Origin of the sequence: Bartonella sp. AP58NXGY (assembly GCF_042195785.1) — a bacterium.
Taxonomy (GTDB): Bacteria; Pseudomonadota; Alphaproteobacteria; order Rhizobiales; family Rhizobiaceae; genus Bartonella.
Genome location: NZ_JBHIOY010000011.1, coordinates 1 through 26,905, shown reverse-complemented (window position 1 = coordinate 26,905; position 26,905 = coordinate 1). Strand labels below are relative to the sequence as shown.

Sequence of the window (26,905 nt, the reverse complement as noted above, 5' to 3'; positions counted from 1 at the left end):
TTACCCTTATTCCGATACTATTGTAAAGCATCCTGTTCCATTCAAGACCTTAGCCAAACCGCCTTTTTCATGAATGGAATACACAATAATCGGCACATTGTTCTCACGTGCTAAAGTGACCGCCGTTGAATCCATAACAGATAATCCCCATTGCAAAATTTCAACATGCGTTAATTGGTCAAAACGCTTAGCCGTAGGGTCTAACTTTGGATCTGCTGAATAAATACCATCAACTTGTGTTCCTTTAAGAAGAACGTCCGCACCAATTTCTGCTGCGCGTAAAGTGGCAGCAGAATCAGTTGTAAAAAATGGATTTCCTGTACCGCCCGCAAAAATAACAACTTTTCCCTGATTCATATAAGCTATTGCTTTACGTTGCGAAAAACTTTCACAAATTTGTGGCATAGCAATCGCAGAGAGAACAACCGTTTCAACTCCTAATTTTGTCAATGATGTTCGCAATGCTAAAGAGTTAATAGCCGTTGCAAGCATTCCCATATGATCACCTGTCACTCGATCCCCACCATGCGAAGCAACAGCAACGCCACGAAAAATATTTCCCCCACCGATCACAACAGCAACCTCTATCCCCATTGCGCGCACTTCTGCAATATCAGCGGCAATGCGGTCTACAACAGAAACATCAATGCCAAAACTCTGCCCCCCCATAAGAGCTTCACCAGAAGCCTTTAAAAGAATACGTTTATACGGAAGTGCTAATGCCATTAATAATCTCCCCAAAAGCACATTTACTTTTTGCTTTTAACACCACGAAGGGCACCACTTTTTTCACGTGACGCCCTCTCAACAATTACATTGGTCCCTTCAGAGATTCTATACTCAACGATATGATTTTAAATCTCTGATTAAGAGTTTGCAATAACTAACCTTTTGCAGCAGCAGCAACCTCTGCAGCAAAATCAGACTCCTCTTTTTCTACACCTTCACCTAGTGCAAAACGAATAAAGCCTGTGATTTTTGCTGGTGCACCAATTGATTTCTCAGCGTCCTTTAAAGCTGCCTCAACAGTCACATCAGGATTCATAACAAAAGCCTGTGAAAGCAAAACAACCTCTTCAAAAAATTTACGCATACGCCCTTCTACCATTTTTTCAATGATATTTTCAGGCTTTCCAGACTGACGTGCTTGATCTGAAAAAATCGCTTTTTCACGTTCAATAGCACCAGCATCAACATCTTGTGCTGTAAGTGCTAACGGATTGGTTGCTGCAATATGCATCGCAACCTGACGACCAAAAGCAAGAGCAGCTTCTTTATTTCCTGTTGTTTCAATTGCCACCAAAACACCAAGCTTACCAAGACCGTCAGCCACACTATTATGTATATAAGTCGCAACAACACCATTCTCAACAGATAATTTAGCGGAACGACGAAATGTCATATTTTCACCAATTGTACCAATTGCATCTTTAATTGTAAGCTCTACAGTCTTCTCAGAACCAGGATAAAGAGAAACAGAAACAGATTCAACATCACCTGGCGTATCCAAGGCGGCTGTTGCTATATTGCGCACAATCTCTTGAAATCCATCATTGCGTGCAACAAAATCTGTTTCAGAATTAATCTCAACCAAAACCGCATTTAAATCTTTTGATACGACTCCGATTAATCCTTCAGCCGCTGTACGACCCGCCTTTTTATCTGCTTTAGCTATCCCTTTTTTACGAAGCCAATCAACAGCAGCTTCCATATCACCATTAGTCTCTGCTAGAGCGGCTTTACAGTCCATCATACCAGCGCCAGATAATTCTCGAAGTTCTTTTACTTGTGCAGCAGTAATGCTCATATTTGCCTCTTTATTCTGTAACAGTGAAAGCGTGCAAATTTCCTCTGCACGCCAGTAACCTCTTCTTTAGAAAATAAAAATACCTTAGTTAGGCGTTTTATATTACTCAGAAACTTCTGAAACCGCATTTTCCAAAATAGGCTCCACAGGTGCATCAACTTGAGCTCCCAAATCAATACCCATGGCACCTTGCTGGCGTGCAATACCATCAAGAGCAGCACGAGCAAAAAGATCGCAATAAAGAGAAATTGCACGCGAAGCATCATCATTTCCTGGTATTGGATGCGTTACATCATCAGGATCGCAATTGGTATCAATAATAGCAATTACAGGAATACCCAAACGCTTTGCTTCTTGGAGTGCAATATTTTCTTTATTTGTATCGATAACAAATATAAGATCTGGAACAGATCCCATATCTTTAATACCACCAAGCGCACGATTAAGCTTTTCACGATCACGTTCAAGATTTAAACGTTCCTTTTTGGTAAAGCCTTGTGCTTCAGCGGCAAGAATTTTGTCAAGCTTACGCAAACGATGTATCGAATTGGAAATCGTTTTCCAATTTGTGAGCATGCCACCAAGCCAACGCGCATTAACGTAATATTGGGCAGAACGATTGGCCGCATCAGCGATAATGTCAGATGCTTGCCGTTTCGTACCAACAAAGAGAATACGACCACCGCGCGCAACAGTATCTGAGACAAGTTTAAGTGCTCGGTGCAAAAGTGGAACAGTCTGAGCAAGATCAATAATATGGATATTATTACGCTGACCATAAATATAGGGTGTCATTTTGGGATTCCAGCGATGAGTCTGATGACCAAAATGTACACCTGCTTCTAGAAGCTGGTGCATAGTAAAATCGGGTAGTGCCATAAATTTTATCCTTTCCGGTTCAACCTCCGCGGAAAAAGCAGGAAAACCTACTACCGGCGGATGCTTGCTAGACTCTTTTCACAGATTATTTGCAAACACCCAAACTCCGCGTGTGGAATAGCGCAAACATACTATTATTTGATTCTTTTTCAAGTCATTTTCTTCAATCATTTAATATTTGCATTTTCACATTGATCAAGATCTTTTCCAAGTTCGAGGAATTCGAGACTATTCAATTTGGCACGCACAGAAAAAGTTCCATAATCCATATGAAGATCACGCATAACACCATTCTCATGTAAGAGAAAACTGCTACGATAAATCGGCAAACCATTTTTATTTTCTTCATCATCAAAATAAGAGATTGTAACAGGCCAATATTTTTCTTCATCCAATTTTTTCATTTTTTCCGTTTCGCTATCAGATAAAAGCGCCTTCTTTTCCCCTATAACGACACTTTCTTTTATAACTTTATCTGCTTTATTCGTCCCATCAAATACCGTAACATTGTAAAAATGATGCCCTTCTTTTGCATGGCGAATAATATTTTTTAGTTGCATTACTGGAAATTCAGCCATTGCAAGCTTATACTCTTTTTCCTTTGGCTTTTTTAATGTAACTGTAATACCATCCGGAGTGCGCTCTGCGACCCCTTCGGCACGATGCGCAACCTCTTCTCCCTCTTGATCTGTAATATCAAAACGAAATGTACGGCTGTCCCCTGTTTCATAACTCGTCGTCTGTTGATCCGTTAAACGTACCGGCATACCTTCAATGTTCATACGGCTAATGAAACGAAAACGTGTGTTATAACCCTGACATACCGAACCAGTAAGCTCGTAAACCATTCGCCCTGTCATCCCAGAAATTGTCATTTCATGCGAAACGTTATCGAGATGAAAATCATAAACTGCTCGATGAGGCACAATAAAAATGGGCTCTTCAGCTTTCGCAGTACATAAAAAAACAATATATAAAATTATTATAAATAATGATCTTATCATTCCCAACTTCCAAACTCTATCCCCGTTGCATAACATCATACAATAAGGCAAAAAAGGCTAATTTCTCAATTAACCACACATTTCCTTAAATCAAAAAATAGGATATGCAATGAATGTATTATAGAACAACTATGGAGTTTAAATTATGACCAATGGAATTGAAAGAAACCTAGAAAAGTTCGGTATCACTCTTCCTGAAATAATCCCCCCCCTTGCCAATTACATCACCACTTCGCAAAGTGGTAATCAACTCTTTATTTCTGGACAGCTTCCTCTCATTAATGGAAAACCTATAGCCATCGGTAAAGTTGGTGCAACTGTGAATGTCGAACAAGCCCAAAAAGCATCTGAAGCTTGCGCTCTCAATATTCTCGCTCAACTCAAAGCAACTCTGGGTGACTTAAATAGAATAAAACGCATGGTAAAAATTACTGTTTTTGTGGCGGTAGATTCTCATTTTACCGATATCCCTTTTGTTGCCAATGGAGCTTCTGATTTATTTGTCAATATTCTTGGTGAAATTGGAAAGCACGCTCGTTCTGCTATTGGTGTTGCCTCTCTTCCCATGGATGTTCCTGTAGAAGTTGAAGCCATCATAGAAATCTAAATCTTCATAAAGACAGTGCATCACCCTAGCTAAATATAACTGAATCCAAAATACTTCTTTGTCTTATAACTTTGATAAAACTTGCACTTTCTTGTTTTGAAATTAAAATTCTAAACCTATAATAAAAGGAAACATTTGTATGAAACAAGCTTATGACAATAACAATATTTTTGCTAAATTGATTCGCAATGAAATCCCTTCTGTTCGTGTCTACGAAGATGATGATGTTATTGGATTTATGGATATCATGCCACAAGCACCAGGTCATACGCTGGTCATTCCTAAAAAAGGCTCTAGAAACTTACTTGATGCAGATACTGAAACATTATTTCCTGTTATTAAAGCTGTTCAAAAAATTGCAAATGCCGTCAAAAAAGCCTTTCAAGCAGATGGCATAACTGTCATGCAATTTAATGAAGCAGCGAGCCAACAAACCGTTTATCACCTCCATTTCCATATTATACCGCGTATGGAAGGAGTAGAACTTACCCCCCATAATGATATGATAACGCCTACAGAAATACTTGAAGAGAATGCAAAAAAAATCCGTGCAGCCTTATAACACACTCTTAAGTCGTAGTGCTTTTTTTTCCTACACGTTTTTTTGTAAAATTTTTCATTTTACTTTTCTTTGAACCAACAGATACATCGGGAGATGAAATTTTTAACTGTAATCTTTCTTTTTCGCCATTTGATTTTTCTGTCAATACGTGAACGATTCCACCATTGCGTAACTTTCCAAATAAAATTTCATCAGCTAATGGCTTTTTAATATATTCTTGTATAACACGCCCTAGTGGGCGTGCTCCCATCTGAGAATCATATCCTTTATTGGAAAGCCATAAAGTTGCAGCAGGGCTTAATTCAAAACCAATCCCCCGATCAGCTAATTGTGCTTCAAGCTGAAAAATAAATTTTTGCACTATCTGATTAATGATTAAGTGAGATAAAGGCGCAAACGGAATAATTGCATCTAATCGATTACGAAATTCTGGTGTAAAGAGTCGATTGATTGCTTCTATATCCTCACCATCACGATGTACTTTCCCAAATCCAATAGCTGATTTTGCCATATCTGAAGCACCAGCATTGGTTGTCATAATCAAAATAATATTGCGGAAATCAATTTTCTTGCCATTATGGTCTGTTAATCTACCATAATCCATTACCTGCAATAAAATATTAAATAACTCTGGATGTGCTTTCTCAATCTCATCGAGCAAGAGAACTGCGTGAGGTTTCTGATCAACTGCATCGGTAAGGAGACCACCTTGATCAAATCCTATATAACCTGGAGGTGCTCCGATTAAGCGCGCTACCGTATGCCGTTCCATATATTCTGACATATCAAAACGCAATAATTCAATGCCTAAAGATGAGGCAAGCTGTTTTGCAACTTCAGTTTTTCCTACACCTGTTGGTCCTGAAAATAAATAACTTCCTATCGGTTTATCTGGTTCGCGTAAACCTGCTCTCGCCAATTTAATTGACGAAACTAATACGGAAATTGCCTGATCCTGCCCATAGACAACCTGCTTGAGCTCTTTTTCAAGCTTACTCAGTATCTTTTGATCGTCCCGAGAAACTGTTTTTGGTGGAATCCTTGCAATTTTAGCAACAGTCGCTTCAATTTCTTTAACACCTATACTCTTTTTGCGCTGTTTTTGTGGCAAGAGCTTTTGTGCTGCGCCACTTTCATCAATAATATCAATTGCTTTGTCAGGTAACCTACGATCAATTATATAACGTGAAGATAATTCTACAGATGCTTTCATCGCCTGATCTGTATATTTAATCTGATGAAAACCTTCAAAATAAGGCTTCATCCCCTGCAGAATCTTAATTGCATCAGTAATAGAAGGTTCATGAATATCAATCTTCTGAAAACGGCGTTCTAAAGCACGATCTTGTTCAAAGAATTTGCGATACTCTCTATAAGTCGTCGAACCAATACACCGCACAGCTCCAGAAGATAATGTAGGTTTTAAAAGATTTGCTGCATCCATATTTCCCCCTAATGTCGCTCCTGCTCCAATTAAGGTATGAATTTCATCAATAAATAAAATAGCATCTGGATATAGCTCAAACTCTTTAATAACTTGCTTTAAGCGTTCTTCAAAATCACCTCGATAACGTGTACCAGCAACAAGCCCCCCCATATCAAGAGAAAATATTGTTGCATTTGATAAAACTTCAGGCACCTGCCCATCAACAATGCGCTTTGCCAATCCCTCAATTATAGCGGTTTTCCCCACTCCAGGATCACCAACCAAAAGCGGATTGTTTTTTGACCTGCGACATAAAATCTGAATCATGCGTGAAATTTCTATTTCACGGCCAATTAATAAATCAATTTTCCCATTACGTGCTTTACAATTGAGATCAACACAATAACTCGTTAAAGCACTTGTTACCCTTTCATTATTGTCCGAAATCTGCTGATCTAATTGCTCTTCAAGTCCTTCAAGTAACATAGATAATCCATCATCACGCGTGATACCATGTGAAATAAAACGTACAGCGTCATAGCGTGTCATTCCCATCTCTTGAAGAAAATATGCTGCATGGCTTTCGCGTTCAGAAAAAATTGCCACAAGAACATTTGCTCCCGATACTTCATCTTTTCCAGCAGATTGAGCATGGATCACCGCGCGTTGGATAACACGCTGGAAAAAATCTGTAGGCTTTGTATCCTCATCAGCTCTAATCTGTTCATCTAGCTCTGAGCGAAGATAATTGGTTAAGCGCTCTCGTAATTCTTCTACATCTACTTGGCATGCCTGAATAACGGAATTTGCATCAGCATCATCTAACAGGGCAAGGAGAAGATGCTCTAATGTTGCATATTCATGCCGTGTTTGAGTGGCAATTGTTAATGCACGATGCAAAACCTCTTCAAGACTAGGTGTAAAAGATGGCATAATTCCTCACTTCTGTTCCATTACACATTGTAACGGATGTTCATTTTGACGTGCACATTCCCTCACTTGTACTATTTTCATTTCAGCAACTTCATAAGTATAGGTTCCACATTCGCCTATCCCATTGTGATGAACATTTAACATAATCCGTGTTGCTTCTTCGAAACTTTTTTTAAAAAAGTTCTTCAAAATGAAAACAACAAAATCCATAGGTGTGTAATCATCATTGAGTAAAAAAACGCGATATAATTTAGGTTTTTGGAGTTTTGCTCTAGCCTTAGGTATTACAACCGCACCATACCTACCTTCTTCCCAATTTTTGCCCTTTTCATAATGCATCATATGAGGTATAGAGTCCACCGTGAGCGTCTGTTCCATGATCGTTTTCCATGCAGCGTATTTTTTATTAATTTTAAGTTCTTTCATAATTATTGCAATACCTGTTTTATAAGAAAAAACTTCCCCCCTATGGTTAGATTTAAGTCACTTATAAAATAACTTCTGTAAACAAATTAGTAATACCATTCGTCTAAACTACATCAACAAATTACAGAAAAGGAAGCTTTATAGAGGTTTTTTAGGATAAATGGAGAAATAGGATACTGCAAGTGTATATTAACTATCAAAAAATTATGCGCTGCTATAAAAAAATAGCAATCTCTTTTGTTATGTTAGCTTTTTCTCACTGTTGGGCATCAGCTACACCTCAAGGAGCCTATCCTGATAAGTATGCTGCTATTGTTATAGATGCCACTACAGGAAAAACTCTATTTCAAGCCAATGCAACATTGAAGCGTTACCCTGCTTCTTTAACAAAAATGATGACATTGTACCTCCTCTTTGAAGCTATGCAGATGCGTCGGGTAACACCAAATACACCAATTCCTGTTTCACATTATGCTGCAATGCGTCCACCGACAAAAATTGGATTTAAAGCAGGTCAAACAATTTCTGCAGAAGCAGCAGCTAAAGCACTCATTACAAGATCGGCAAATGATGTTGCTACTGCCATTGCAGAGTATCTTGGGGGTAGTGAGAAAAAATTCGCTCAAATGATGACAGCAAAAGCTCGTAAACTTGGTATGAAACATACACATTTCGCAAATGCTTCAGGGCTTCCAGACGTGCACAATTATTCTACCGCACGAGATATAGCTACTTTGTCATTAGCTTTAAGGAAAAATTTTCCAAAACAATATAAATTGTTTAGAATAAAAAGTTTTAATTTCCGTGGGCATACGATTAACAGCCACAATAAACTCGTAAAAATAATGAAAGGTGTCGATGGAATTAAAACAGGATACACACAAATGTCAGGTTCTAATTTAGCAACTTCGATGCGTCTTGAGGGGCGTTCTATCGTCGCTGTTGTTATGGGAGGTAAATCATCTATTGCACGTGATGAGCATATGGCTAGCTTATTAAATCAATATTTGCCAAAAGCAAGCCAAATGAAAAGTGGTGAACGTTTGACCTCTGTACACTATCACTTACCCACTGGCGCAAATACCCCTATACCGACCATTAAAGCTGTTCCAAGTAATTTTGACGATGAAATTTCGACTATGTTAACAGCATTTGCAGAACAACCTAAAAATTCGAATATCGCAATAACTGCTGTAAATAAAGTAATTATACCAATACCTAACCCTCAAAAAGCTATACCGGTTGAGGCACATAAAATTGTAACGGCCTCTTTATCCACAAACGCCGGATGGGCTATCCAAATTGGTTCCCTGCCCAATCAAGAACAAGCAAAAATTCTGCTTTTAAAAGCAAAAAATACAGCTTTTTCTGCTTTAAAGGATGTATCTTCACACATGCAGCTGTTTGAAAAAAATGGGCAGCGTTATTACCGAGCACGATTTACAGGATTTCAATCAAAAAAATCTGCTTTTGATGCTTGTTCTACATTAAAGAAAGCAAATTTTAACTGCTATACTGTAGTCTACTAAAAGTTTTTGAATTCTGCGTTAGGATAGTATTATGACAGATAATGCTTTTGCTTCATTCCATGAAAAAGAAATCTTATTGAAGCAATCATCCTTCCTTTCATTGCGTTCTCTTCACGATGCTGCTGCAAGACTTACTGGTTTAAAATATAATTCAACTGCATTAGATACACAATCTCTTGTTAATCTTCTTATTTGTCAAATAATGCGTAATCGTCGTCTCACAATGCCTCCTGTACGCATTCATTTACGCGTTGCAAGTCAAACTGGTAATGTGCCTATTAAAATCCGTCTAGGAGCAACAAATATTTAACTCTACAGGTTATCATCTCAAAAAATTATTGTATTATTATCTAGAATCTTAAAAATCCTTTGATACTCATGCTTTTTTCTTAAGTCGGAGGAATCGTTCTAACGGCTTTTCCAACTATCCCTAGAGACACCTTCAAGCTTCCAATCAAACCATTTTTTAGAGCACAAAAATACCAGATATTTCTTCACTTTTTGATTTAATATCAAAAATTATCCTTCATAACGCTTCAATTCTCCCTATAACATAAGCGCTGTACAAATTTCCTAAGCTTTTTAAACTCCAATACGCAAAGCAATTTTAAAATACAAATACTATCGATGAAAAAAACGTAAAAACGCCTTTTATAAAGAGTCTTAAGCCCCAAGAATTTTCGTTATAACATTGAGAGCTGACAAAAGAATGATAGTGCTCGTTTTGCTTCCTTTATAAATAAAAATGCTCATGCTCAATAGACTTTATACCATTCATAGAAACTTCACATTATACTATTTATATGTATCGTTGTGAAATAGATTTCAGATTGAGAGATGTTTCTTTTCAAGATATTTTTTCACCATACCAGATGCCCAAAAGATCTTCATTTCTAAAAAACTAAAATCTTTAAAGCTCTCTTGCATCTCATCATAATCGTTCAGGTTTAAAACAAATTTGCCTTAGATACCACAATAGAGGCAATACTCTCCCTCCAATCTTGCACGCAAAAAGCTACGAATCATTAAAAATACAATATATTGATTTATAATGATAATTTAGCGTTATTCATATTGAATTAGACCCTCGAATAACGTAAGATTCTCTCATTTCAAATCTGTTTATCTTGCATCAATCAAAACCACTCATTTGCACATAACAAGTGAGATGAGTGTGTGGATCAAATTTGTATAAGAAAGGACTAAATATGGCTCTTATGAGCCGTCTTAATGCAAGATCCGTCGCAACATTAGGAGCTGGTAAATATAATGATGGTGCCGGCTTGCTACTTCATAAGCGTAAAGATGGAGGTGCTCAATGGATTTACCGTTATACCATTCACGGGCGTCGTTGTGAAATGGGATTGGGTGCCTTAAGAGATGTTTCTTTAAAAACCACTGAACCCGTCTCAAATTTATCTCAAGCATGCTGCTGAATTTAAATTTGAATGTTGATTTATAAGTAACAAAAAATATAAGCTTTATCAGGAAAACAAGGCCATCCCTCTCACAATAGTTCAGTTATGGATTGAAGAATGTCCAGCTCTTAACAAGATATCGCATTGACTGCAAGGCCACCTTTACTTGTTTCTTTATAGCGTTCACTCATATCATGACCAGTCTGGCGCATTGTTTCTATACAAGCGTCAAGAGAAACAAAATGATTTCCATTACCATGTAATGCAAGAGAAGAAGCCGTTACCGCCTTAACAGCCCCCATTGCATTACGCTCAATACAAGGAACTTGTACAAGACCTGCAACAGGATCACATGTCATTCCTAAATGATGTTCAAGCGCAATTTCCGCTGCATTTTCAATTTGAGCTGGTGTTCCACCTAACGCCGCGGTTAACCCTGCTGCAGCCATTGAAGATGCCGTTCCAACTTCACCTTGACACCCAACTTCTGCACCAGAAATAGAGGCATTATGTTTGATAACACCGCCAATAGCTGCTGCCGTTAATAGAAAATTATGTATTCCCTTTCGATCTGAACCATCATTAAACTGAAGATAGTAACGCAAAACAGCTGGGACAACACCAGCAGCCCCATTTGTTGGTGCTGTAACAACACGACCACCTGCTGCATTTTCCTCATTGACTGCTATAGCATATACCGAAAGCCAATCGTTTGCCCAAAGTGGATAATTGCAATTTTTCTTTTGATTTTCCAAAAGCGTATCATGCAGTTTTTTAGCACGCCTTGGAATACGTAATCCACCAGGCAACTCACCTTCTTGTGAAAGACCTCTATTAATGCAATTTGTCATCGCTGAAAAAATTTCATCAAGCCCAGCATCAAGAGAAAAACGCTCTATTTTTATTTCTTCATTTAAGCGCTTCATTTCAGCAATTGAAAGTCCTGATTTTTCTGCCATTGATAACATTGTACGAGCAGAATCAAATGGATATGGCACCTCAGACACTTCTGATTCTATATTACCATTCATGTGTCTTAATTCATCCTCAGTTACAACAAAGCCACCACCAATAGAATAATAAATCTGCCGCAAAAGAACATTCCCATCAGTATCAAGCCCTTCAAATGCTAGTCCATTCGTATGACCAGGGAGAATTTCCTTTCGTTCAAAAATAAGATCACGTTGCGAATCAAACTGATAAACGGGATGGCCTTCTGGTTGCACTTTTTTTTCACGTATAACTTTTTCTAACAGGAATCCCATGCTATCAGGATCAACAGTAGACGCTTTTTCTCCTAAAAGTCCTAATATGATAGCTCTATCTGTCGCATGACCAATACCTGTGAAAGCTAAAGAACCATAAAGATAAACACGTATACGAGAAACTTGGTTGTCAGATAACTGAGAAAAATCTCGTATCCTTTGCAAAAACATATTAGCCGCTGTCATCGGCCCCATCGTATGTGAGCTAGAAGGACCAATACCAATTTTAAAAAGTTCAAAAACAGATAAAAACACGAACCACCTCAAAACTCCAATATGGTCTGAGTATACGCTTTTCTATAACGTTTGTCCTGTTTAAAATCAAATTGCGAGATAGAGTAAAAAAATGATAGCAATAAACACGAATGTTGCTCGTCTTGCTACCACCCAACACCCTCTTTCTATAGTGCTTTCCATTAGCCAACCTTCAAAACGAACAATGCCCTTAGAGTCATCACTCTCTTAATGTTTCGAACGTAGTAAAATAAGTGTTAATATGCAACATCATAATTTAATAAGAATGAAAAAATTCTACCAAGCATATTTTTCATAATGCACCAAGTTCTTCAAAGTATATGCTTAATGATATAAAACATTTTATGGACATGCTTCGATGAAACGTACAAAGTTTTCTAACGGTTCTCGTTCTGTCTCAAAATTGTTTTCTGGAGCACTCATATCGCGATAACCAAGTGCCATACCACAGATAATATTCTGATCAGAAGGTACAGATAAGAGCGTACGAATTTGTTTATGATAATCAGCAAAAGCTGCTTGGGGACAGGTATCCAATCCAAATCCACGTGCTGCTAACATAATGGTCTGCATAAACATACCCAAATCAAGCCAACTCCCTATTTCCATATCGTGATCCATTGTAAATAAGAGTCCTACAGGTGCATCAAAAAATAAAAAATTTCGTGCTTTTTGATGAAGCATTTTTTCTTCATCTCCTTTTTTTATTCCAAGACTCTGATAAAGTTCTAAACCAACTTTTCGACGCCTTGAAATATAAGGTTCACGCCACTGACGTGGATAATAATTATATTCACGCTCCCCTTTTACACCCGAAAGAACAAGTTGTGAAAGCTCTTGCCCTACTTTCTGTAATACACTTCCCGTAAGCACAATCACTTGCCATGGCTGAATATTGGTTCCAGATGGTGCACGTGCTGCAAGTGTTAAGATTTTTTTGATTGTTTCCAAACTAACTGGCTGGTTGGTAAAAGCTCGAATTGACTTTCGCGACAAAATAGATTGAAAAACACTAATAGAAGAAACTGCCATTGTCTTTTCTTTCTCTGTGAAAAATATTTTTTTGCCTATCAAGGACAATATAGTGTGAAAATACCTTTGCTGCTTTTTTCACACCCTCTATTTCTTCAAATGATTTACACATTTCACGCAGTGTCAAAAACTCCCATTAGCAATACTGATGGCTATCTTTTTTAATAGAAAAGAAATTGCCTAAAAGCAGATGAAATAAATCTCACAATCAACGATTAACCCCCAACTCTGCTAAGCTCTCAAAAAAAGTCTCCTCAATGCGTTCTAAATCCTGTAGAAGATCATCAATATCACGTTGCATCTTCTTTAAATCAGATCGTTTTTTATTAATTCCTGCAATTAATTTCTTAAGTTTTTTCTCATCATCAGGTGGTTTTCCAACCATAGCCAACATATCAGATATTTCAGACAACGAAAATTTAACTCTTTTAGCACGCAGTATTTGTTTTAACTTATGACGATCCGTTTGTGTATAAAGCCGTGTACTTCCACGCCGGAAAGGGATAAGAAGTCCCTCTTCTTCATAATAACGCAAAGTTCGAGCTGTTATTGAAAACTCACGTGTCAATTCTCCAATTGAATAATATTCGTACATTTTATCATTCTGTCTTTATAGATCACATTATTATAAGAAATATGTCTATTTTTATAAAACTTTAGTCAGCACTCTATCCTCTCCTTTCCTGCATTCTAAAATATGAAGAAATACATTCTTGTCAAATAAGTATTATACAGTAAAAAATTAATTATTTTTTTAGATGACAGGAAAGATTGCTAATCATCTATTATAAGGACTTTTAAATCTTTATAGAAGATATCCAATCAAAAATTTTCCTAAAATTCGAAATTAGTCGTTATTTCACTTATATATAAGCTACTCTTTTTCTTGGAATATAGCTTTTTGACTTCATGTATCTTGAAAAAAAATTTCTATACTACCCTCAAAAATAAAAAAACTTTAAAATGACGCAATAAAAAAATCAGTATCATTATCAAATAATAAACTACTCAGAATATTTGAAACGACTACAACCTTATAATTTTTATTATTATATTTTTCAGGGAAATATGCAATTTCTGCATTTTGAGATAAAAAAACGTCTGAAATTTCTATTCAGACGCTTTTATAGTATGTGAATGTTGTATTTAAATTATTTAGCAACTGATTCAGTTGTCATATTTGTCAACATAGCCTTAGCCACTTCGTTATTACTAGACTTACGCTGCTCATCTACTATCAGATCATCACGAACTGCAGCAATACGGCGGATTTGAGAAATCGTACCACCTGTACCTGCTGGAATAAGACGACCGACAATAACGTTCTCTTTGAGTCCTTGCAAAGTATCAATTTTACCAGAAACTGCTGCTTCAGTAAGAACACGTGTTGTTTCCTGAAACGATGCCGCCGAAATGAAAGAAGGCGTTTGAAGAGAAGCTTTTGTAATTCCAAGAAGAATGGGATTACCAGATGCGGGTTTTTTCCCTTCTGCAATCAAATTATCATTGATTTCATCAAGTTCAATACGATCAACGTTATCACCTGGAATATAACCAGAATCTCCAGATTCAGTAATTTCAACTTTTTGCAACATTTGACGAACAATCACTTCAATGTGCTTGTCATTAATAAGAACCCCTTGCAAACGATAAACCTCCTGAATCTCATTAACAAGGTAAGATGCCAAAGCTTCAACACCCTTAATCGCCAAAATATCATGAGGAGCTGGATTCCCATCAAGGATATAATCCCCCTTTTCAATTTGATCGCCTTCTTGGAAGTGAAACAGCTTACCTTTTGGAATCAAATATTCTACTGCCTCAAGAGTCTCATCATTTGGTTCAATAATAATACGACGTTTATTCTTATAACCACGGCCAAATCGAATTGTACCACTTACTTCAGCAATAATCGCATGATCCTTTGGACGACGTGCTTCAAACAGCTCAGCCACACGAGGCAAACCACCCGTAATATCTTTCGTCTTGGCACTTTCCATTGGTAAACGAGCAATAACATCACCCGCCTTAACATGAGCACCAAGCTCAACAGAAAGAATAGTTTCCGCTGACATCATATAACGGGCTTCACCTCCTTTATACAATTTAGCAATGGATTCACCTTCTTTATTTGCATGGATAACAATGGCTGGTTTGAGATCCGCACCACGCGGATTAGCGCGCCAATCAATCACCAAACGCTTCGTAATACCCGTAGATTCATCAGCTGTTTCAGTGACAGACAAACCATCAACCATATCTTCAAAACCTACATAGCCTTCAACTTCCGTTAAAACCGGACGCGTATAAGGATCCCATTCTGCTATACGCTGGCCACGTTTAACCATATCACCATCATCAACAAAAATGTGTGCACCATAGCTAACACGATGCACAACGCGCTCTTTTCCTAACTCATCCTTGATAAGGATAGCCATATTACGCCCCATAACAACCAAATGGCCTTCAGAATTGCGAACCACATTACGATTACGAATCTCCACCGTACCTTCATAGGATGCTTCTAAATAAGATGAATCAACAACCTGCGCAGTTCCTCCTAAGTGAAAAGTACGCATAGTAAGCTGCGTTCCCGGCTCACCAATGGATTGAGCAGCAATAACACCAACAGCTTCTCCCTGATTAACAGGTGTTCCACGCGCCAAATCTCGACCATAGCATTTCGCACAAACACCAAGACGTGTTTCACACGTTAAAGCAGAACGAATTTGAACTGACTGAATTCCGGCTTCTTCAATCTTTGCGACATCAGCTTCCTCAATCATCGCTCCACCTTCAAGAATAACCTCACCAGAGACGGGATGCAAAATATCCACAAGCGCTGTACGACCAAGAATTCTTTGCCCAAGAGAGGCAACAATTTGTCCTGCATCAACAATGGGCTGCATAGTAAGCCCTTTTGCTGTACCACAATCAACTGCTGAAATAATAGCATCCTGAGCAACATCAACAAGACGCCGCGTGAGATAACCGGAGTTGGCAGTTTTTAACGCAGTATCAGCAAGTCCTTTACGCGCACCGTGAGTTGAGTTGAAGTACTCGTTAACCGTCAGACCTTCCTTAAAATTTGAAATAATGGGAGTTTCAATAATTTCACCCGATGGTTTTGCCATTAATCCACGCATACCAGCCAATTGTCTCATCTGGTTAGCAGAACCACGTGCACCAGAGTGCGACATCATATAAATCGAATTCATTGGCCGTTGACGACCTGTTTTAGGATCAAAATCGATGGCTTGAATACGTTTCATCATTTCATCCGCAACGCGGTCTGTACATTTACCCCAAGCATCTACAACCTTATTGTATTTTTCACCTTGGGTAATCAAACCATCATTATATTGCTGTTCATATTCCTTAGCCAAAGCTTCTGTTTCCGCAACTAAACGCGACTTGCTATCAGGAATAACCATATCATCTTTACCGAATGAAATTCCTGCACGACAAGCATAAGAAAAGCCAAGCTGCATAATACGGTCACAAAAAATAACCGTCTCTTTTTGTCCACAGTGCCGATAAACATGATCAATCATTTTAGAAATATTCTTTTTCGTCATTTCTTGATTGACAATATCAAAGGAAATATTCGGATTTCTTGGCAAAAGCTCACCGATAATCAAACGACCAGGTGTCGTATCATAAAGTTTAGAAACCTCTTTTCCATCCTTACCGATATCCTTAACACGGCCTTTAATCTTCGTATGAAGCGTTACAACTTTATTTTCCAAAGCATAATGAAGCTCACCTATATCAGAAAAAGCCATTCCCTCACCTGGTTCTTTTTCAGAAACAATCGAAAGATAATAAAGACCAAGAACCATATCCTGTGATGGAACAATAATGGGGGCTCCATTAGCTGGATGAAGAATATTATTGGTTGACATCATTAAAACACGGGCTTCAAGCTGTGCTTCAAGAGAAAGCGGAACATGAACCGCCATCTGATCTCCATCAAAATCTGCATTAAAAGCAGTGCACACCAGCGGATGAAGCTGGATAGCTTTCCCTTCAATCAAGATAGGTTCAAAAGCCTGAATCCCCAAGCGGTGCAATGTTGGCGCACGATTGAGCAAAACAGGATGTTCACGAATAACCTCATCCAAGATATCCCAAACTTCTGGATGCTCCTTTTCAACAAGCTTTTTTGCTTGTTTTACAGTTGAAGAATATCCTTTCGCATCAAGGCGCGCATAAATAAATGGCTTAAATAATTCAAGAGCCATTTTTTTAGGAAGGCCACATTGATGTAATTTTAATTCAGGACCTGTCACAATAACAGAACGTCCTGAGTAATCAACACGCTTTCCAAGTAAGTTTTGACGAAAACGCCCTTGCTTACCCTTTAACATATCTGAAAGAGACTTTAACGGACGTTTATTGGCTCCAGTAATCACACGCCCACGCCGTCCATTATCAAACAATGCATCAACAGCTTCTTGCACCATACGCTTTTCATTGCGCACGATAATTCCAGGAGCACGCAATTCAATTAGCCGTTTCAAGCGGTTATTACGATTAATAACACGTCGATAAAGATCATTCAGATCTGATGTCGCAAAACGCCCACCATCAAGTGGAACCAATGGACGTAAATCCGGTGGAATAACCGGAATTGTTTTCATAATCATCCACTCTGGCTTATTCCCAGATTCAAGAAAATTTTCAACGATCTTAAGTCGTTTAATCAATTTTTTCTGCTTTAACTCTGAAGTCGTTTCAGCTAATTCGAGACGCAAATCATTGGCAATTTTATCTAACTCCATACCAGCTAAAAGCTCGTAAATAGCTTCAGCGCCAATCATAGCTGTAAATTGATCTTCTCCAAACTCATCAATAGCAAGCATATATTCTTCTTCAGAAAGAAGCTGGTATAGCTTAAGAGATGTCAACCCTGGTTCAGTTACAATATAATTCTCAAAATAAAGAACCCGCTCAATATCTTTTAAAGTCAAATCTAAAAGTGTAGAAATACGGCCTGGTAATGATTTAAGAAACCATATATGCGCAACAGGCGCCGCAAGCTCAATATGCCCCATACGCTCACGACGTACGCGCGAAAGAGTAACCTCTACACCACATTTTTCACAAATAATGCCCTTATATTTCATGCGTTTATATTTGCCGCATAAACATTCATAGTCCTTAATAGGGCCAAATATACGTGCACAAAAAAGACCATCACGCTCTGGTTTAAAAGTCCGATAATTAATCGTCTCAGGCTTCTTAATCTCACCATACGACCAGGACAAAATTTTCTCAGGACTTGCAATAGAAATACGAATAGAGTCAAATGTCTGCGCTGGCGCTTGAGGATTGAAAAGATTCATGACCTCGTGGTTCATGCTGTTCTCCTTCAAAGATTCTTAGAACCTGTTGTAATATCTCATTTATTTTATAACAGATCTTCTTTAAAATACATTTATTTTTAAAAATGATCTGCAGTATCTTAATAAGGTTTTGAACCTTTTAAATTTAATTAGAGCGCAGCCTTTTCCAGTGCGCTCCTTGAATTATTGTTCTGCTGTGTCAGACAATACGCGCTGTGCAATAAGTTCACGCGCATCATCAAGCTCCACATTAAGAGCGAGTGAACGCATTTCTTTCACCAACACATTAAAGCTCTCAGGTATACCTGCCTCAAATGTATCATCACCGCGTACAATCGCTTCATAGACCTTCGTCCGACCAGCTACATCATCCGATTTTACTGTTAGCATCTCCTGCAAAGTGTATGCCGCACCATAAGCTTCAAGTGCCCAAACCTCCATTTCACCAAAACGCTGACCACCAAACTGCGCCTTACCTCCTAATGGTTGCTGTGTAACAAGTGAATAAGGACCAATAGAACGTGCATGAATTTTATCATCAACCAGGTGATGTAATTTTAACATGTAAATATATCCCACCGTTACTGGGCGATCAAAAGGCTCTCCCGTACGACCATCATAAAGTGTAACTTGCCCTGAACTATCTAATCCTGCGTCTTCCAGCATCATGTTAATATCTGATTCATGTGCTCCATCAAAAACAGGTGTTGCAATTGAAACCCCTTTCTTCATCTGTAAAGCCAATTTGTAAAGGCTTTCATTATCATACTGACGGACTGGCTCATTATGATTATCATCAGGCATAAGATTTTCAATACGCTGGCGCAAAGGAAGTATATCCCCAGTTTCTTGATATAATTCTAACAAATCGCCAATCTTCTTGCCCATCCCGGCACATGCCCAACCAAGGTGCGTCTCAAGAATTTGTCCAACATTCATACGACTAGGCACACCAAGTGGATTCAAGACGATATCAGCATGGGTTCCATCTTCAAGAAAGGGCATATCTTCTATGGGAAGAATACGTGAGACAACCCCCTTATTCCCATGACGCCCCGCCATCTTATCACCTGGTTGGATTTTGCGTTTCACAGCCACAAAAACCTTCACCATTTTCATGACACCAGGAGGCATTTCATCACCTCTTTGGACTTTTTCAACTTTATCCATAAAGCGACGTTGTAATGCTTCTTTTGATTCATCATATTGCTTACGCAAAGCTTCAATTTCATTTTGAAGCTTTTCATCCTCAACAGCAAATTGCCACCACTGAGATCGTGGATAATGCCCCATTACCGCGCTATCAAGCTTTTTGCTACCCGAAAAGCCTTTTGGACCTTCTACAGCAACTTTACCTGTCAACATATCGGTGAGGCGCGCATAAACATTGCGATCAAGAATAGACTGTTCATCATCACGATCTTTTGCTAAACGCTCAATTTCTTCACGCTCAATTGCCATCGCACGTTCATCTTTTTCCACGCCATGGCGATTAAAAACGCGAACTTCAACAACAGTACCAAAAGTCCCAGGTGGCATACGCATAGAAGTATCACGAACATCGGATGCCTTTTCCCCAAAAATTGCACGCAGAAGCTTTTCTTCCGGCGTCATAGGACTTTCACCCTTTGGTGTAATCTTTCCAACTAAAATATCACCTGGTTGAACTTCAGCACCAATATAAATAATGCCAGCTTCATCAAGATTTCTTAACGCCTCTTCCGCAACATTAGGAATATCACGCGTAATTTCTTCTGGACCAAGTTTTGTATCACGTGCTGCAACTTCAAATTCCTCAATATGAATCGAAGTAAAGACATCATCAGCAACAATGCGCTCAGATAACAAAATGGAATCTTCGTAATTGTATCCATTCCAAGGCATAAAGGCTACAAGAACATTCCGCCCAAGAGCTAAATCACCAAGATCCGTGGATGGACCATCGGCAATAATATCACCCTTCTCTACCCTATCACCGACATGCACAAGAGGACGCTGATTAATACAAGTGGACTGATTAGAACGCTGAAATTTTTGTAAGCGGTAAATATCAACACCTGATTTTGAAGGATCTAAATCTTCTGTTGCACGGATAACAATACGGGTTGCATCAACCTGATCAACAATACCACTACGTTTTGCACTCACAGCAGCTCCTGAATCGCGTGCAACAACGGATTCCATTCCCGTACCAACAAAGGGTGCCTCAGCGCGTACAAGAGGAACTGCCTGACGCTGCATGTTCGATCCCATCAACGCACGATTCGCATCATCATTTTCCAAAAACGGAATAAGCGCTGCTGCAACTGAAACCAACTGTTTTGGTGAAACATCCATCAAATCAACATGATCGCGTGGCGCCATTAAAACTTCACCCGCATGACGGCAAACAACAAACTCTTCTATAAAGCGGCCTTCACTATCTAATGAAGAATTAGCTTGAGCTACATAATGCTTTGCTTCTTCCATCGCAGAAAGATAAATAACTTCTTTTGTGACTTTACCATCAATAATTTTTCGATATGGGCTTTCAATAAAGCCATATTTGTTAACCCGAGCAAAGGTTGCTAAGGAGTTAATCAGACCAATATTCGGGCCTTCTGGTGTTTCAATCGGACAAATTCGACCATAATGCGTAGGATGGACGTCACGAACTTCAAAACCCGCACGTTCACGAGTCAAACCACCTGGACCAAGAGCAGAAAGACGGCGTTTATGGGTAATTTCCGACAATGGGTTGGTTTGATCCATAAACTGCGACAATTGTGAAGACCCAAAAAACTCACGAACTGCTGCCGCAGCAGGCTTTGCATTGATCAAATCCTGCGGCATAACTGTATCAATTTCAACCGATGACATACGCTCTTTTATCGCACGTTCCATACGAAGAAGACCAACGCGATATTGATTTTCCATCAACTCCCCAACGGAACGAACGCGACGATTGCCAAGATTATCAATATCATCAATTTCACCACGACCATCACGCAATTCAACCAACATCTTAACAACAGCAAGAATATCCTCTTGACGTAAAATGCGAACTGTATCTGGACAATCAAGATCCATACGCAAATTCATCTTAACACGTCCAACAGCTGAAAGATCATAACGCTCTGGATCAAAAAACAACGAATGGAACATTGCTTCTGCTGTATCGATCGTTGGAGGCTCCCCTGGACGCATTACTCGGTAAATATCAAACAACGCATCCTGCCGACTTTCATTTTTATCCACCTTTAAAGTGTTGCGGATATATGCTCCAATATTCATGTGATCAATATCAAGAATATTGATTTGATCAGCACTGACATCAAGCAAAATTTTCAATACTTTTTCGTCAATTTCATCACCAGCCTCAAGGTAAATCTCACCCGTCTCGTAATTGACGATATCTTCGGCCAAATAACAACCTAATAAATCATCTTCACTAACTTTAACCGCCTTGAGACCTTTTTCTTCTAAAGACTTCGCTGTACGAACTGTTAGCTTTTTACCAGCCTCAGCAACAACTTCACCACTATCTGCATCAATAAGATCAGAAATAAGCTTCATTCCTTTAAAGCGATCAACAGAATAAGGAACACGCCATCCTTGTCCATCACGCTCATAAGTCACTTTATCATAAAACGTCGACAAAATATCCGACGCATCCATACCTAATGCCATCAAAAGACTGGTAACAGGAATCTTGCGCCGTCGATCAATACGCGCATAAATGATATCTTTAGCATCAAACTCAATGTCAAGCCAAGAACCACGATATGGAATAACACGAGCAGCAAAAAGAAGCTTTCCCGATGAATGCGACTTCCCTTTATCATGATCAAAAAAGACACCAGGAGAACGATGCATCTGGGAAACAATAACACGCTCTGTACCATTAACGATAAAGGTACCATTCGTCGTCATTAAAGGCATATCGCCCATATAAACGCCCTGCTCTTTAATGTCTTTGATATCTTTGGAGCCAGTATCCTCATCAACATCAAAAACAATCAAACGTAATATGACCTTTAATGGTGCAGCATAAGTTAAATCACGTTGGCGACATTCTTCAACATCAAATTTCGGTAAATCAAATTCATAACCAACAAACTCAAGCATAGCTGTACCGGAGAAATCTGAAATAGGAAATACCGATTTAAAAACAGCCTGCAAACCTTCATCTGGTCGCCCACCTTCTGGTTCCTCAACCATGAGAAACTGATCATAGGATGCTTTTTGAACCTCAATAAGATTCGGCATTTCTGCCACTTCAGGAATCTTACCAAAAAATTTGCGTACCCGCTTACGACCATTGAATTGAGACATCATTGCAAGAGTCTGAGCCATCATCGCTCCTTGATCTTTACTGTTCAAGGTAGACCAACCTTGAAAGCCTTATAATCATTAACCTGCATATGCAGACCAGTTCACTTGACACCCGATAATGAGCATCACTAACCTCCCCACCAACATAAGCCATTTATCTCTTTGACTCTATGATGACGGGATGAGTAATTAAAACCTATCCCATTACTGTTACAAAACCGTTGGGACAAGGTTTTCTACTCACGATTTTCTTTCTTTATTAAAAGAAAGAAAATCGGCGAACATAAATGTTCGCCGATAAAATTAAATTTACTTAAGTTCAACTTTAGCACCAGCAGCTTCAAGTTGAGATTTAATTTTCTCTGCCTCTTCTTTAGAAGCACCTTCTTTAATAGGCTTGGGTGCTCCTTCAACCAGATCTTTAGCTTCTTTAAGACCAAGTCCAGTAAGAGCACGAACTTCCTTAATAACATTAATTTTTTGTGCGCCACCTTCAACAAGAATAACATCAAATTCTGTTTTTTCTTCAGCAGCTGGAGCAGCAGCACCAGCAACAGCAGCAACAGCCACAGGAGCAGCAGCAGAAACTCCCCATTTTTCTTCAAGTAACTTAGAAAGCTCAGCAGCTTCCAAAAGGGTTAGATTAGAAAGGTCTTCTACGATCTTCTCTAGATCAGCCATTTTTAAATTCCTTCAATTAAAAGATTTGAACCATTATTAAAACTTATTCAAAAAAACAGAAAAGCATTAAAGCTTTTCCATAAACATGAATACAAACAGCCTTAAGCCGCCTTATCCTCCTGAGCATATGCTCCAATGACACGTGCAACCTGACCAGCAGGAGCATTAACAACCTGTGCAATACGGGTCGCAGGGGTAGAAACCATACCCACAAGTTTTGCACGCAACTCGTTTAATGAAGGCAATGAAGCCAATGACTTCACAGCATCTACAGTTAAACTTGTTGCACCCATTGAACCGCCAAGGATGACAAATTTGTCATTGCTTTTTGCAAAATCAACAGCAACTTTCGGTGCTGTGATTGGATCTTCTGAATAAGCAATAAGTGTTTGTCCAGTAAACAAATCCACTATCGATTCAGATTCCGTGCCCTGAAGAGCGATTTTAGCAAGACGGTTTTTGGCGACTTTAACGGCACCTCCAGCTTCACCCATTCTCGAACGCAAATCGTTCATTTGTGAAACTGTCAGACCGGAATAATGTGCAACAACAACAGAACCAGACTTCCGAAAAGCCTCGTTAAGCCATGTAACAAATTCGCGTTTTTCCGCTCTATTCACTGTCTCTCTCCATTTAACAGATCTGCTTAAAACAAACCTGTTGGTTACCTTTGATAACATAAAATATTTCATGTCACCGATGAGGATCCTGTCCCCTTTTTCACGCACAGCGCTCAAAGGCAACCCTGGCTCAAACCCTTTAAGTCTTTTAACTCTCAGTTTTTACCCCAGTCTCATGCAGGCTTTTCTGATTAAGATACTTAAAAGTATCACCTACAATCTCGGACAGGATATTCCGGAATTTCTCCCGGTACAACCTAAGCTCTATAAAGCTTAGATAGCTAAATACCGACCAAAACCAGCATTTAAAATACAATTTTGATGTTCACATACCCCAAAACAAAATTATAAATCAGCTTATACTGTCTCTGAACGAACTGTTGCTGGATCAACTTTAACACCAATCCCCATAGTCGAAGAAACAGCAACGCGCTTAATATACTCACCTTTTGCACCTTGCGGTTTAGCTTTAATAACTGCACTTGCAAAGGCTTTTATATTTTCTACGATTTTTTCAACACCAAAAGAAGCCTTACCAATACCAGCATGCACAATACCTGCTTTTTCAACACGAAACTCAACAGCACCACCCTTAGACGCTTTGACAGCACCAGCAACATCAAGTGTTACAGTACCAACTTTCGGATTCGGCATCAAACTCCGTGGACCAAGAATCTTACCAAGACGACCAACAAGAGGCATCATGTCTGGTGTTGCAATACAACGATCAAAGTCAATCGCCCCCCTATTAATGCTTTCAAACAAATCTTCAGCACCCACAATATCAGCTCCTGCCGCCTTAGCTTCCTCAGCCTTATCCCCACGAGCAAAAACGGCAACACGAATATTTCTTCCTGTTCCATTAGGCAAATGAGCAACACCTCGAACCATTTGATCAGCATGACGAGGATCAACACCCAAGTTCATTGAAATTTCGATTGTTTCATCAAATTTAGCAACAGCACGCTCCTTAACCATTAAAACAGCATCTTTTAAAGCGTAAAGTTCACTAAAATCGATATCTTTTCGGATATTTTTTATTCTCTTTGCTACTTTTGCCATAATATTAGCCCACCACTTCCAAACCCATCGAGCGAGCAGAACCTTCAACCATACGCATCGCTGCCTCAATGTCATTTGCATTAAGATCTTTCATTTTTGATTCCGCAATCGAACGAATTTTATCGCGAGAAATGCTTCCTACAGATACTTTACCAGGCTCTTTTGAACCAGATTTCAGTTTTGCTTCCTTCTTTAAAAAGAATGATACAGGAGGTGTCTTAAGAGAAAACGTAAAAGACTTATCTTGGTAATATGTAATAACAACTGGAATCGGCGCCCCCTTTTCCATTTCTTGTGTAGCTGCATTAAACGCTTTACAAAATTCCATGATATTAATACCACGTTGCCCAAGAGCAGGACCAATCGGTGGAGATGGAGTAGCAGCTCCTGCAGGAACCTGCAACTTGAGCTGACCTATACTTTTTTTTGCCATAACAATCTGCCTTCAATTTCACTGGTATACGGACAATTTATTTTGCCTGCTACCCGCTGCAGTTACGTGGTTCGGATCATTAAGCCGACAAAAGCTATAAATCACCTCCCACTCCTTACTTAAAGTAATTAAAATTACTCTAAATTCAATCAGAGTTTTTCAACCTGACCAAATTCCAAATCAACAGGCGTAGGACGCCCAAAAATAAGCACTTCAACCTTAAGACGAGAGCGCTCTTCTTCAACCTCTTGAACAATTCCATTAAATGAAACAAAAGGACCATCAGCAACACGAACTTGTTCACCAACCTCAAACAACACAGAGGACTTTGGAGACTCAACCCCCTCCTGAACTTGTTTGAGAATCTTTTCAACCTCTCGATCAGAAATAGGAACAGGACGCGCATCCGACCCTAAAAAACCTGTCACTTTAGGAGTATTCTTAATAAGATGATAAACTTCATCTGTTAATTCAGCACAAACAAGAACATAACCAGGAAAAAATTTTCGCTCAGTATCAACTTTACGTCCACGACGGACTTCTACAACACGCTCTGTTGGAACAAAAATTTTTTCAAATAGATGATCAAGTCCTTTCTGCTTTGCTTCCTTATCAATAGCTTCCGCTACTTTCTTTTCAAAATTCGAATATGCCTGAACAATATACCAACGAGCTGCCACAGTCCCACTTCCTTACATTCTCAACTAAAAAGATATTTCAGAAGATCAATAACCCGCCAAACACCAAAATGCATAACCTGATCCACAATAAAAAAGAAAGCTGAAGCCAATGCAGTTACCAACAAAACCATAATAGTAGAAATAACCGTCTCACGACGTGTAGGCCATTTCACTTTAACTGTTTCTGCATAAACCTGCTTCATAAAGGTAATCGGATTGGTTCTAGATGCCATCGTCACACTACTCTCTCTCGCCCTATTGTGTTTTATACAACAAAATAAATAGGAAAAAATGCAAAAGCCACTTCCAGACTTACGCAATTTTCTTACTTTCTATTCAATACCGTTTCACACACAAAAAAACAAGCCCCATATAAAAAAAAGCAAAAAAGCGGAAAAGCAGAAAAATCTACTACCTCATATCTAAATCCTATTCCCCTTTGGCAGGGGCAGCAGGACTTGAACCCGCGACCTGCGGTTTTGGAGACCGCCGCTCTACCAACTGAGCTATACCCCTAATTCTTAAAACTAAAATACCTTTAACAAGCGCTCAACAAGCATTATTTATTCAATGATCTTAGAGACGATACCGGCACCAACAGTACGACCACCTTCACGAATAGCA

The 26,905-nt window shown here is 38.9% G+C and carries 21 protein-coding genes, 1 tRNA gene and 1 pseudogene; 5 read left to right on the top strand and 18 right to left on the bottom strand.

Annotated features, from left to right (window positions below):
- Nucleotides 1-6: 6 nt before the first annotated feature.
- The 4 genes from pyrH to ACFINC_RS07495 all read right to left on the bottom strand — a co-directional run bounded on the left by pyrH (nt 7) and on the right by ACFINC_RS07495 (nt 3,690).
- On the bottom strand, nt 7-726 hold the full coding sequence (gene pyrH / locus ACFINC_RS07510) for a UMP kinase (RefSeq protein ID WP_375616785.1): 720 nt from the start codon (nt 724-726) through the stop codon (nt 7-9).
- A 157-nt stretch (nt 727-883) separates the two neighbouring features.
- The gene (gene tsf, locus ACFINC_RS07505; RefSeq protein ID WP_375616784.1) at nt 884-1,807 is read right to left on the bottom strand and encodes a translation elongation factor Ts; all 924 of its coding nucleotides are present in this window, start codon (nt 1,805-1,807) and stop codon (nt 884-886) included.
- Between the two features lie 102 nt (nt 1,808-1,909).
- Nucleotides 1,910-2,686 (bottom strand): 30S ribosomal protein S2, encoded by a 777-nt coding sequence (gene rpsB, locus ACFINC_RS07500; protein ID WP_375616783.1) that lies wholly within the window; start codon nt 2,684-2,686, stop codon nt 1,910-1,912.
- A 167-nt stretch (nt 2,687-2,853) separates the two neighbouring features.
- Nucleotides 2,854-3,690, bottom strand: coding sequence for a cell envelope integrity EipB family protein (locus ACFINC_RS07495; protein WP_375616782.1), 837 nt, complete (start codon nt 3,688-3,690; stop codon nt 2,854-2,856).
- A gap of 145 nt (nt 3,691-3,835) precedes the next feature.
- Here ACFINC_RS07495 and ACFINC_RS07490 point away from each other — a divergent pair, with 145 nt between their 5' ends.
- On the top strand, nt 3,836-4,297 hold the full coding sequence (locus ACFINC_RS07490) for a RidA family protein (RefSeq protein WP_375616781.1): 462 nt from the start codon (nt 3,836-3,838) through the stop codon (nt 4,295-4,297).
- Nucleotides 4,298-4,436: 139 nt separating this feature from the next.
- A complete protein-coding gene (locus tag ACFINC_RS07485) occupies nt 4,437-4,859 on the top strand; it encodes an HIT family protein (protein WP_375616780.1) in 423 nt (140 codons plus the stop codon).
- Nucleotides 4,860-4,866: 7 nt separating this feature from the next.
- On the opposite strand, the gene clpA is transcribed toward ACFINC_RS07485, so the two are convergent.
- Nucleotides 4,867-7,218, bottom strand: a complete 2,352-nt coding sequence (gene clpA / locus ACFINC_RS07480) for an ATP-dependent Clp protease ATP-binding subunit ClpA (protein WP_375616779.1) — start codon at nt 7,216-7,218, stop codon at nt 4,867-4,869.
- Between the two features lie 6 nt (nt 7,219-7,224).
- Complete coding sequence (clpS, locus tag ACFINC_RS07475; RefSeq protein WP_375616813.1) at nt 7,225-7,596, bottom strand: ATP-dependent Clp protease adapter ClpS; 372 nt, start codon at nt 7,594-7,596, stop codon at nt 7,225-7,227.
- Between the two features lie 230 nt (nt 7,597-7,826).
- Here clpS and ACFINC_RS07470 point away from each other — a divergent pair, with 230 nt between their 5' ends.
- The 3 genes and pseudogenes from ACFINC_RS07470 to ACFINC_RS07460 form a co-directional block, all read left to right on the top strand.
- Nucleotides 7,827-9,173 carry an SPOR domain-containing protein gene (locus ACFINC_RS07470; protein ID WP_375616778.1) on the top strand — a complete coding sequence of 449 codons (1,347 nt, stop codon included), beginning with the start codon at nt 7,827-7,829 and terminating at the stop codon, nt 9,171-9,173.
- 31 nt (nt 9,174-9,204) lie between these two features.
- A complete protein-coding gene (locus ACFINC_RS07465; RefSeq protein WP_375616777.1) occupies nt 9,205-9,483 on the top strand; it encodes a hypothetical protein in 279 nt (92 codons plus the stop codon).
- An 898-nt stretch (nt 9,484-10,381) separates the two neighbouring features.
- Nucleotides 10,382-10,588: pseudogene (locus ACFINC_RS07460) on the top strand (Arm DNA-binding domain-containing protein); the annotation flags it as partial.
- 131 nt (nt 10,589-10,719) lie between these two features.
- Here ACFINC_RS07460 and ACFINC_RS07455 read toward each other — a convergent pair.
- The 12 genes from ACFINC_RS07455 to ACFINC_RS07400 all read right to left on the bottom strand — a co-directional run bounded on the left by ACFINC_RS07455 (nt 10,720) and on the right by ACFINC_RS07400 (nt 26,797).
- Nucleotides 10,720-12,111: an L-serine ammonia-lyase gene (locus tag ACFINC_RS07455; RefSeq protein WP_375616776.1), complete on the bottom strand. Its 1,392-nt coding sequence runs from the start codon at nt 12,109-12,111 to the stop codon at nt 10,720-10,722.
- A 342-nt stretch (nt 12,112-12,453) separates the two neighbouring features.
- Nucleotides 12,454-13,143 (bottom strand): nitroreductase, encoded by a 690-nt coding sequence (locus ACFINC_RS07450; RefSeq protein ID WP_375616775.1) that lies wholly within the window; start codon nt 13,141-13,143, stop codon nt 12,454-12,456.
- Nucleotides 13,144-13,351: 208 nt separating this feature from the next.
- Entirely contained in the window at nt 13,352-13,738 is a 387-nt protein-coding gene (locus ACFINC_RS07445; RefSeq protein ID WP_375616774.1) for a MerR family DNA-binding transcriptional regulator, read from the bottom strand.
- 556 nt (nt 13,739-14,294) lie between these two features.
- A complete protein-coding gene (gene rpoC / locus ACFINC_RS07440; protein WP_375616773.1) occupies nt 14,295-18,506 on the bottom strand; it encodes a DNA-directed RNA polymerase subunit beta' in 4,212 nt (1,403 codons plus the stop codon).
- A 168-nt stretch (nt 18,507-18,674) separates the two neighbouring features.
- On the bottom strand, nt 18,675-22,826 hold the full coding sequence (gene rpoB, locus ACFINC_RS07435; protein WP_375608557.1) for a DNA-directed RNA polymerase subunit beta: 4,152 nt from the start codon (nt 22,824-22,826) through the stop codon (nt 18,675-18,677).
- Between the two features lie 288 nt (nt 22,827-23,114).
- Entirely contained in the window at nt 23,115-23,486 is a 372-nt protein-coding gene (gene rplL / locus ACFINC_RS07430; protein WP_012755028.1) for a 50S ribosomal protein L7/L12, read from the bottom strand.
- Between the two features lie 101 nt (nt 23,487-23,587).
- Nucleotides 23,588-24,106 carry a 50S ribosomal protein L10 gene (rplJ, locus tag ACFINC_RS07425; protein ID WP_375616772.1) on the bottom strand — a complete coding sequence of 173 codons (519 nt, stop codon included), beginning with the start codon at nt 24,104-24,106 and terminating at the stop codon, nt 23,588-23,590.
- 357 nt (nt 24,107-24,463) lie between these two features.
- Entirely contained in the window at nt 24,464-25,168 is a 705-nt protein-coding gene (gene rplA / locus ACFINC_RS07420; protein ID WP_375616771.1) for a 50S ribosomal protein L1, read from the bottom strand.
- 4 nt (nt 25,169-25,172) lie between these two features.
- Nucleotides 25,173-25,601, bottom strand: coding sequence for a 50S ribosomal protein L11 (gene rplK, locus ACFINC_RS07415; protein WP_375616770.1), 429 nt, complete (start codon nt 25,599-25,601; stop codon nt 25,173-25,175).
- Between the two features lie 149 nt (nt 25,602-25,750).
- Nucleotides 25,751-26,281, bottom strand: coding sequence for a transcription termination/antitermination protein NusG (nusG, locus tag ACFINC_RS07410; protein WP_375616769.1), 531 nt, complete (start codon nt 26,279-26,281; stop codon nt 25,751-25,753).
- 20 nt (nt 26,282-26,301) lie between these two features.
- Complete coding sequence (gene secE, locus ACFINC_RS07405) at nt 26,302-26,514, bottom strand: preprotein translocase subunit SecE (RefSeq protein ID WP_375608518.1); 213 nt, start codon at nt 26,512-26,514, stop codon at nt 26,302-26,304.
- Between the two features lie 207 nt (nt 26,515-26,721).
- A tRNA-Trp gene (locus ACFINC_RS07400) sits at nt 26,722-26,797 on the bottom strand.
- Between the last annotated feature and the right edge of the window lie 108 nt (nt 26,798-26,905).

Bases quoted from the DNA above. Each gene is read 5' to 3' on its own strand.
- pyrH (WP_375616785.1), bottom strand. From the start codon at position 726: ATGGCATTAGCACTTCCGTATAAACGTATTCTTTTAAAGGCTTCTGGT.
- tsf (WP_375616784.1), bottom strand. From the start codon at position 1,807: ATGAGCATTACTGCTGCACAAGTAAAAGAACTTCGAGAATTATCTGGC.
- rpsB (WP_375616783.1), bottom strand. From the start codon at position 2,686: ATGGCACTACCCGATTTTACTATGCACCAGCTTCTAGAAGCAGGTGTA.
- ACFINC_RS07495 (WP_375616782.1), bottom strand. From the start codon at position 3,690: ATGATAAGATCATTATTTATAATAATTTTATATATTGTTTTTTTATGT.
- ACFINC_RS07490 (WP_375616781.1), top strand. From the start codon at position 3,836: ATGACCAATGGAATTGAAAGAAACCTAGAAAAGTTCGGTATCACTCTT.
- ACFINC_RS07485 (WP_375616780.1), top strand. From the start codon at position 4,437: ATGAAACAAGCTTATGACAATAACAATATTTTTGCTAAATTGATTCGC.
- clpA (WP_375616779.1), bottom strand. From the start codon at position 7,218: ATGCCATCTTTTACACCTAGTCTTGAAGAGGTTTTGCATCGTGCATTA.
- clpS (WP_375616813.1), bottom strand. From the start codon at position 7,596: ATGGAACAGACGCTCACGGTGGACTCTATACCTCATATGATGCATTAT.
- ACFINC_RS07465 (WP_375616777.1), top strand. From the start codon at position 9,205: ATGACAGATAATGCTTTTGCTTCATTCCATGAAAAAGAAATCTTATTG.
- ACFINC_RS07450 (WP_375616775.1), bottom strand. From the start codon at position 13,143: ATGGCAGTTTCTTCTATTAGTGTTTTTCAATCTATTTTGTCGCGAAAG.
- ACFINC_RS07445 (WP_375616774.1), bottom strand. From the start codon at position 13,738: ATGTACGAATATTATTCAATTGGAGAATTGACACGTGAGTTTTCAATA.
- rpoC (WP_375616773.1), bottom strand. From the start codon at position 18,506: ATGAACCACGAGGTCATGAATCTTTTCAATCCTCAAGCGCCAGCGCAG.
- rpoB (WP_375608557.1), bottom strand. From the start codon at position 22,826: ATGGCTCAGACTCTTGCAATGATGTCTCAATTCAATGGTCGTAAGCGG.
- rplL (WP_012755028.1), bottom strand. From the start codon at position 23,486: ATGGCTGATCTAGAGAAGATCGTAGAAGACCTTTCTAATCTAACCCTT.
- rplA (WP_375616771.1), bottom strand. From the start codon at position 25,168: ATGGCAAAAGTAGCAAAGAGAATAAAAAATATCCGAAAAGATATCGAT.
- rplK (WP_375616770.1), bottom strand. From the start codon at position 25,601: ATGGCAAAAAAAAGTATAGGTCAGCTCAAGTTGCAGGTTCCTGCAGGA.
- secE (WP_375608518.1), bottom strand. From the start codon at position 26,514: ATGGCATCTAGAACCAATCCGATTACCTTTATGAAGCAGGTTTATGCA.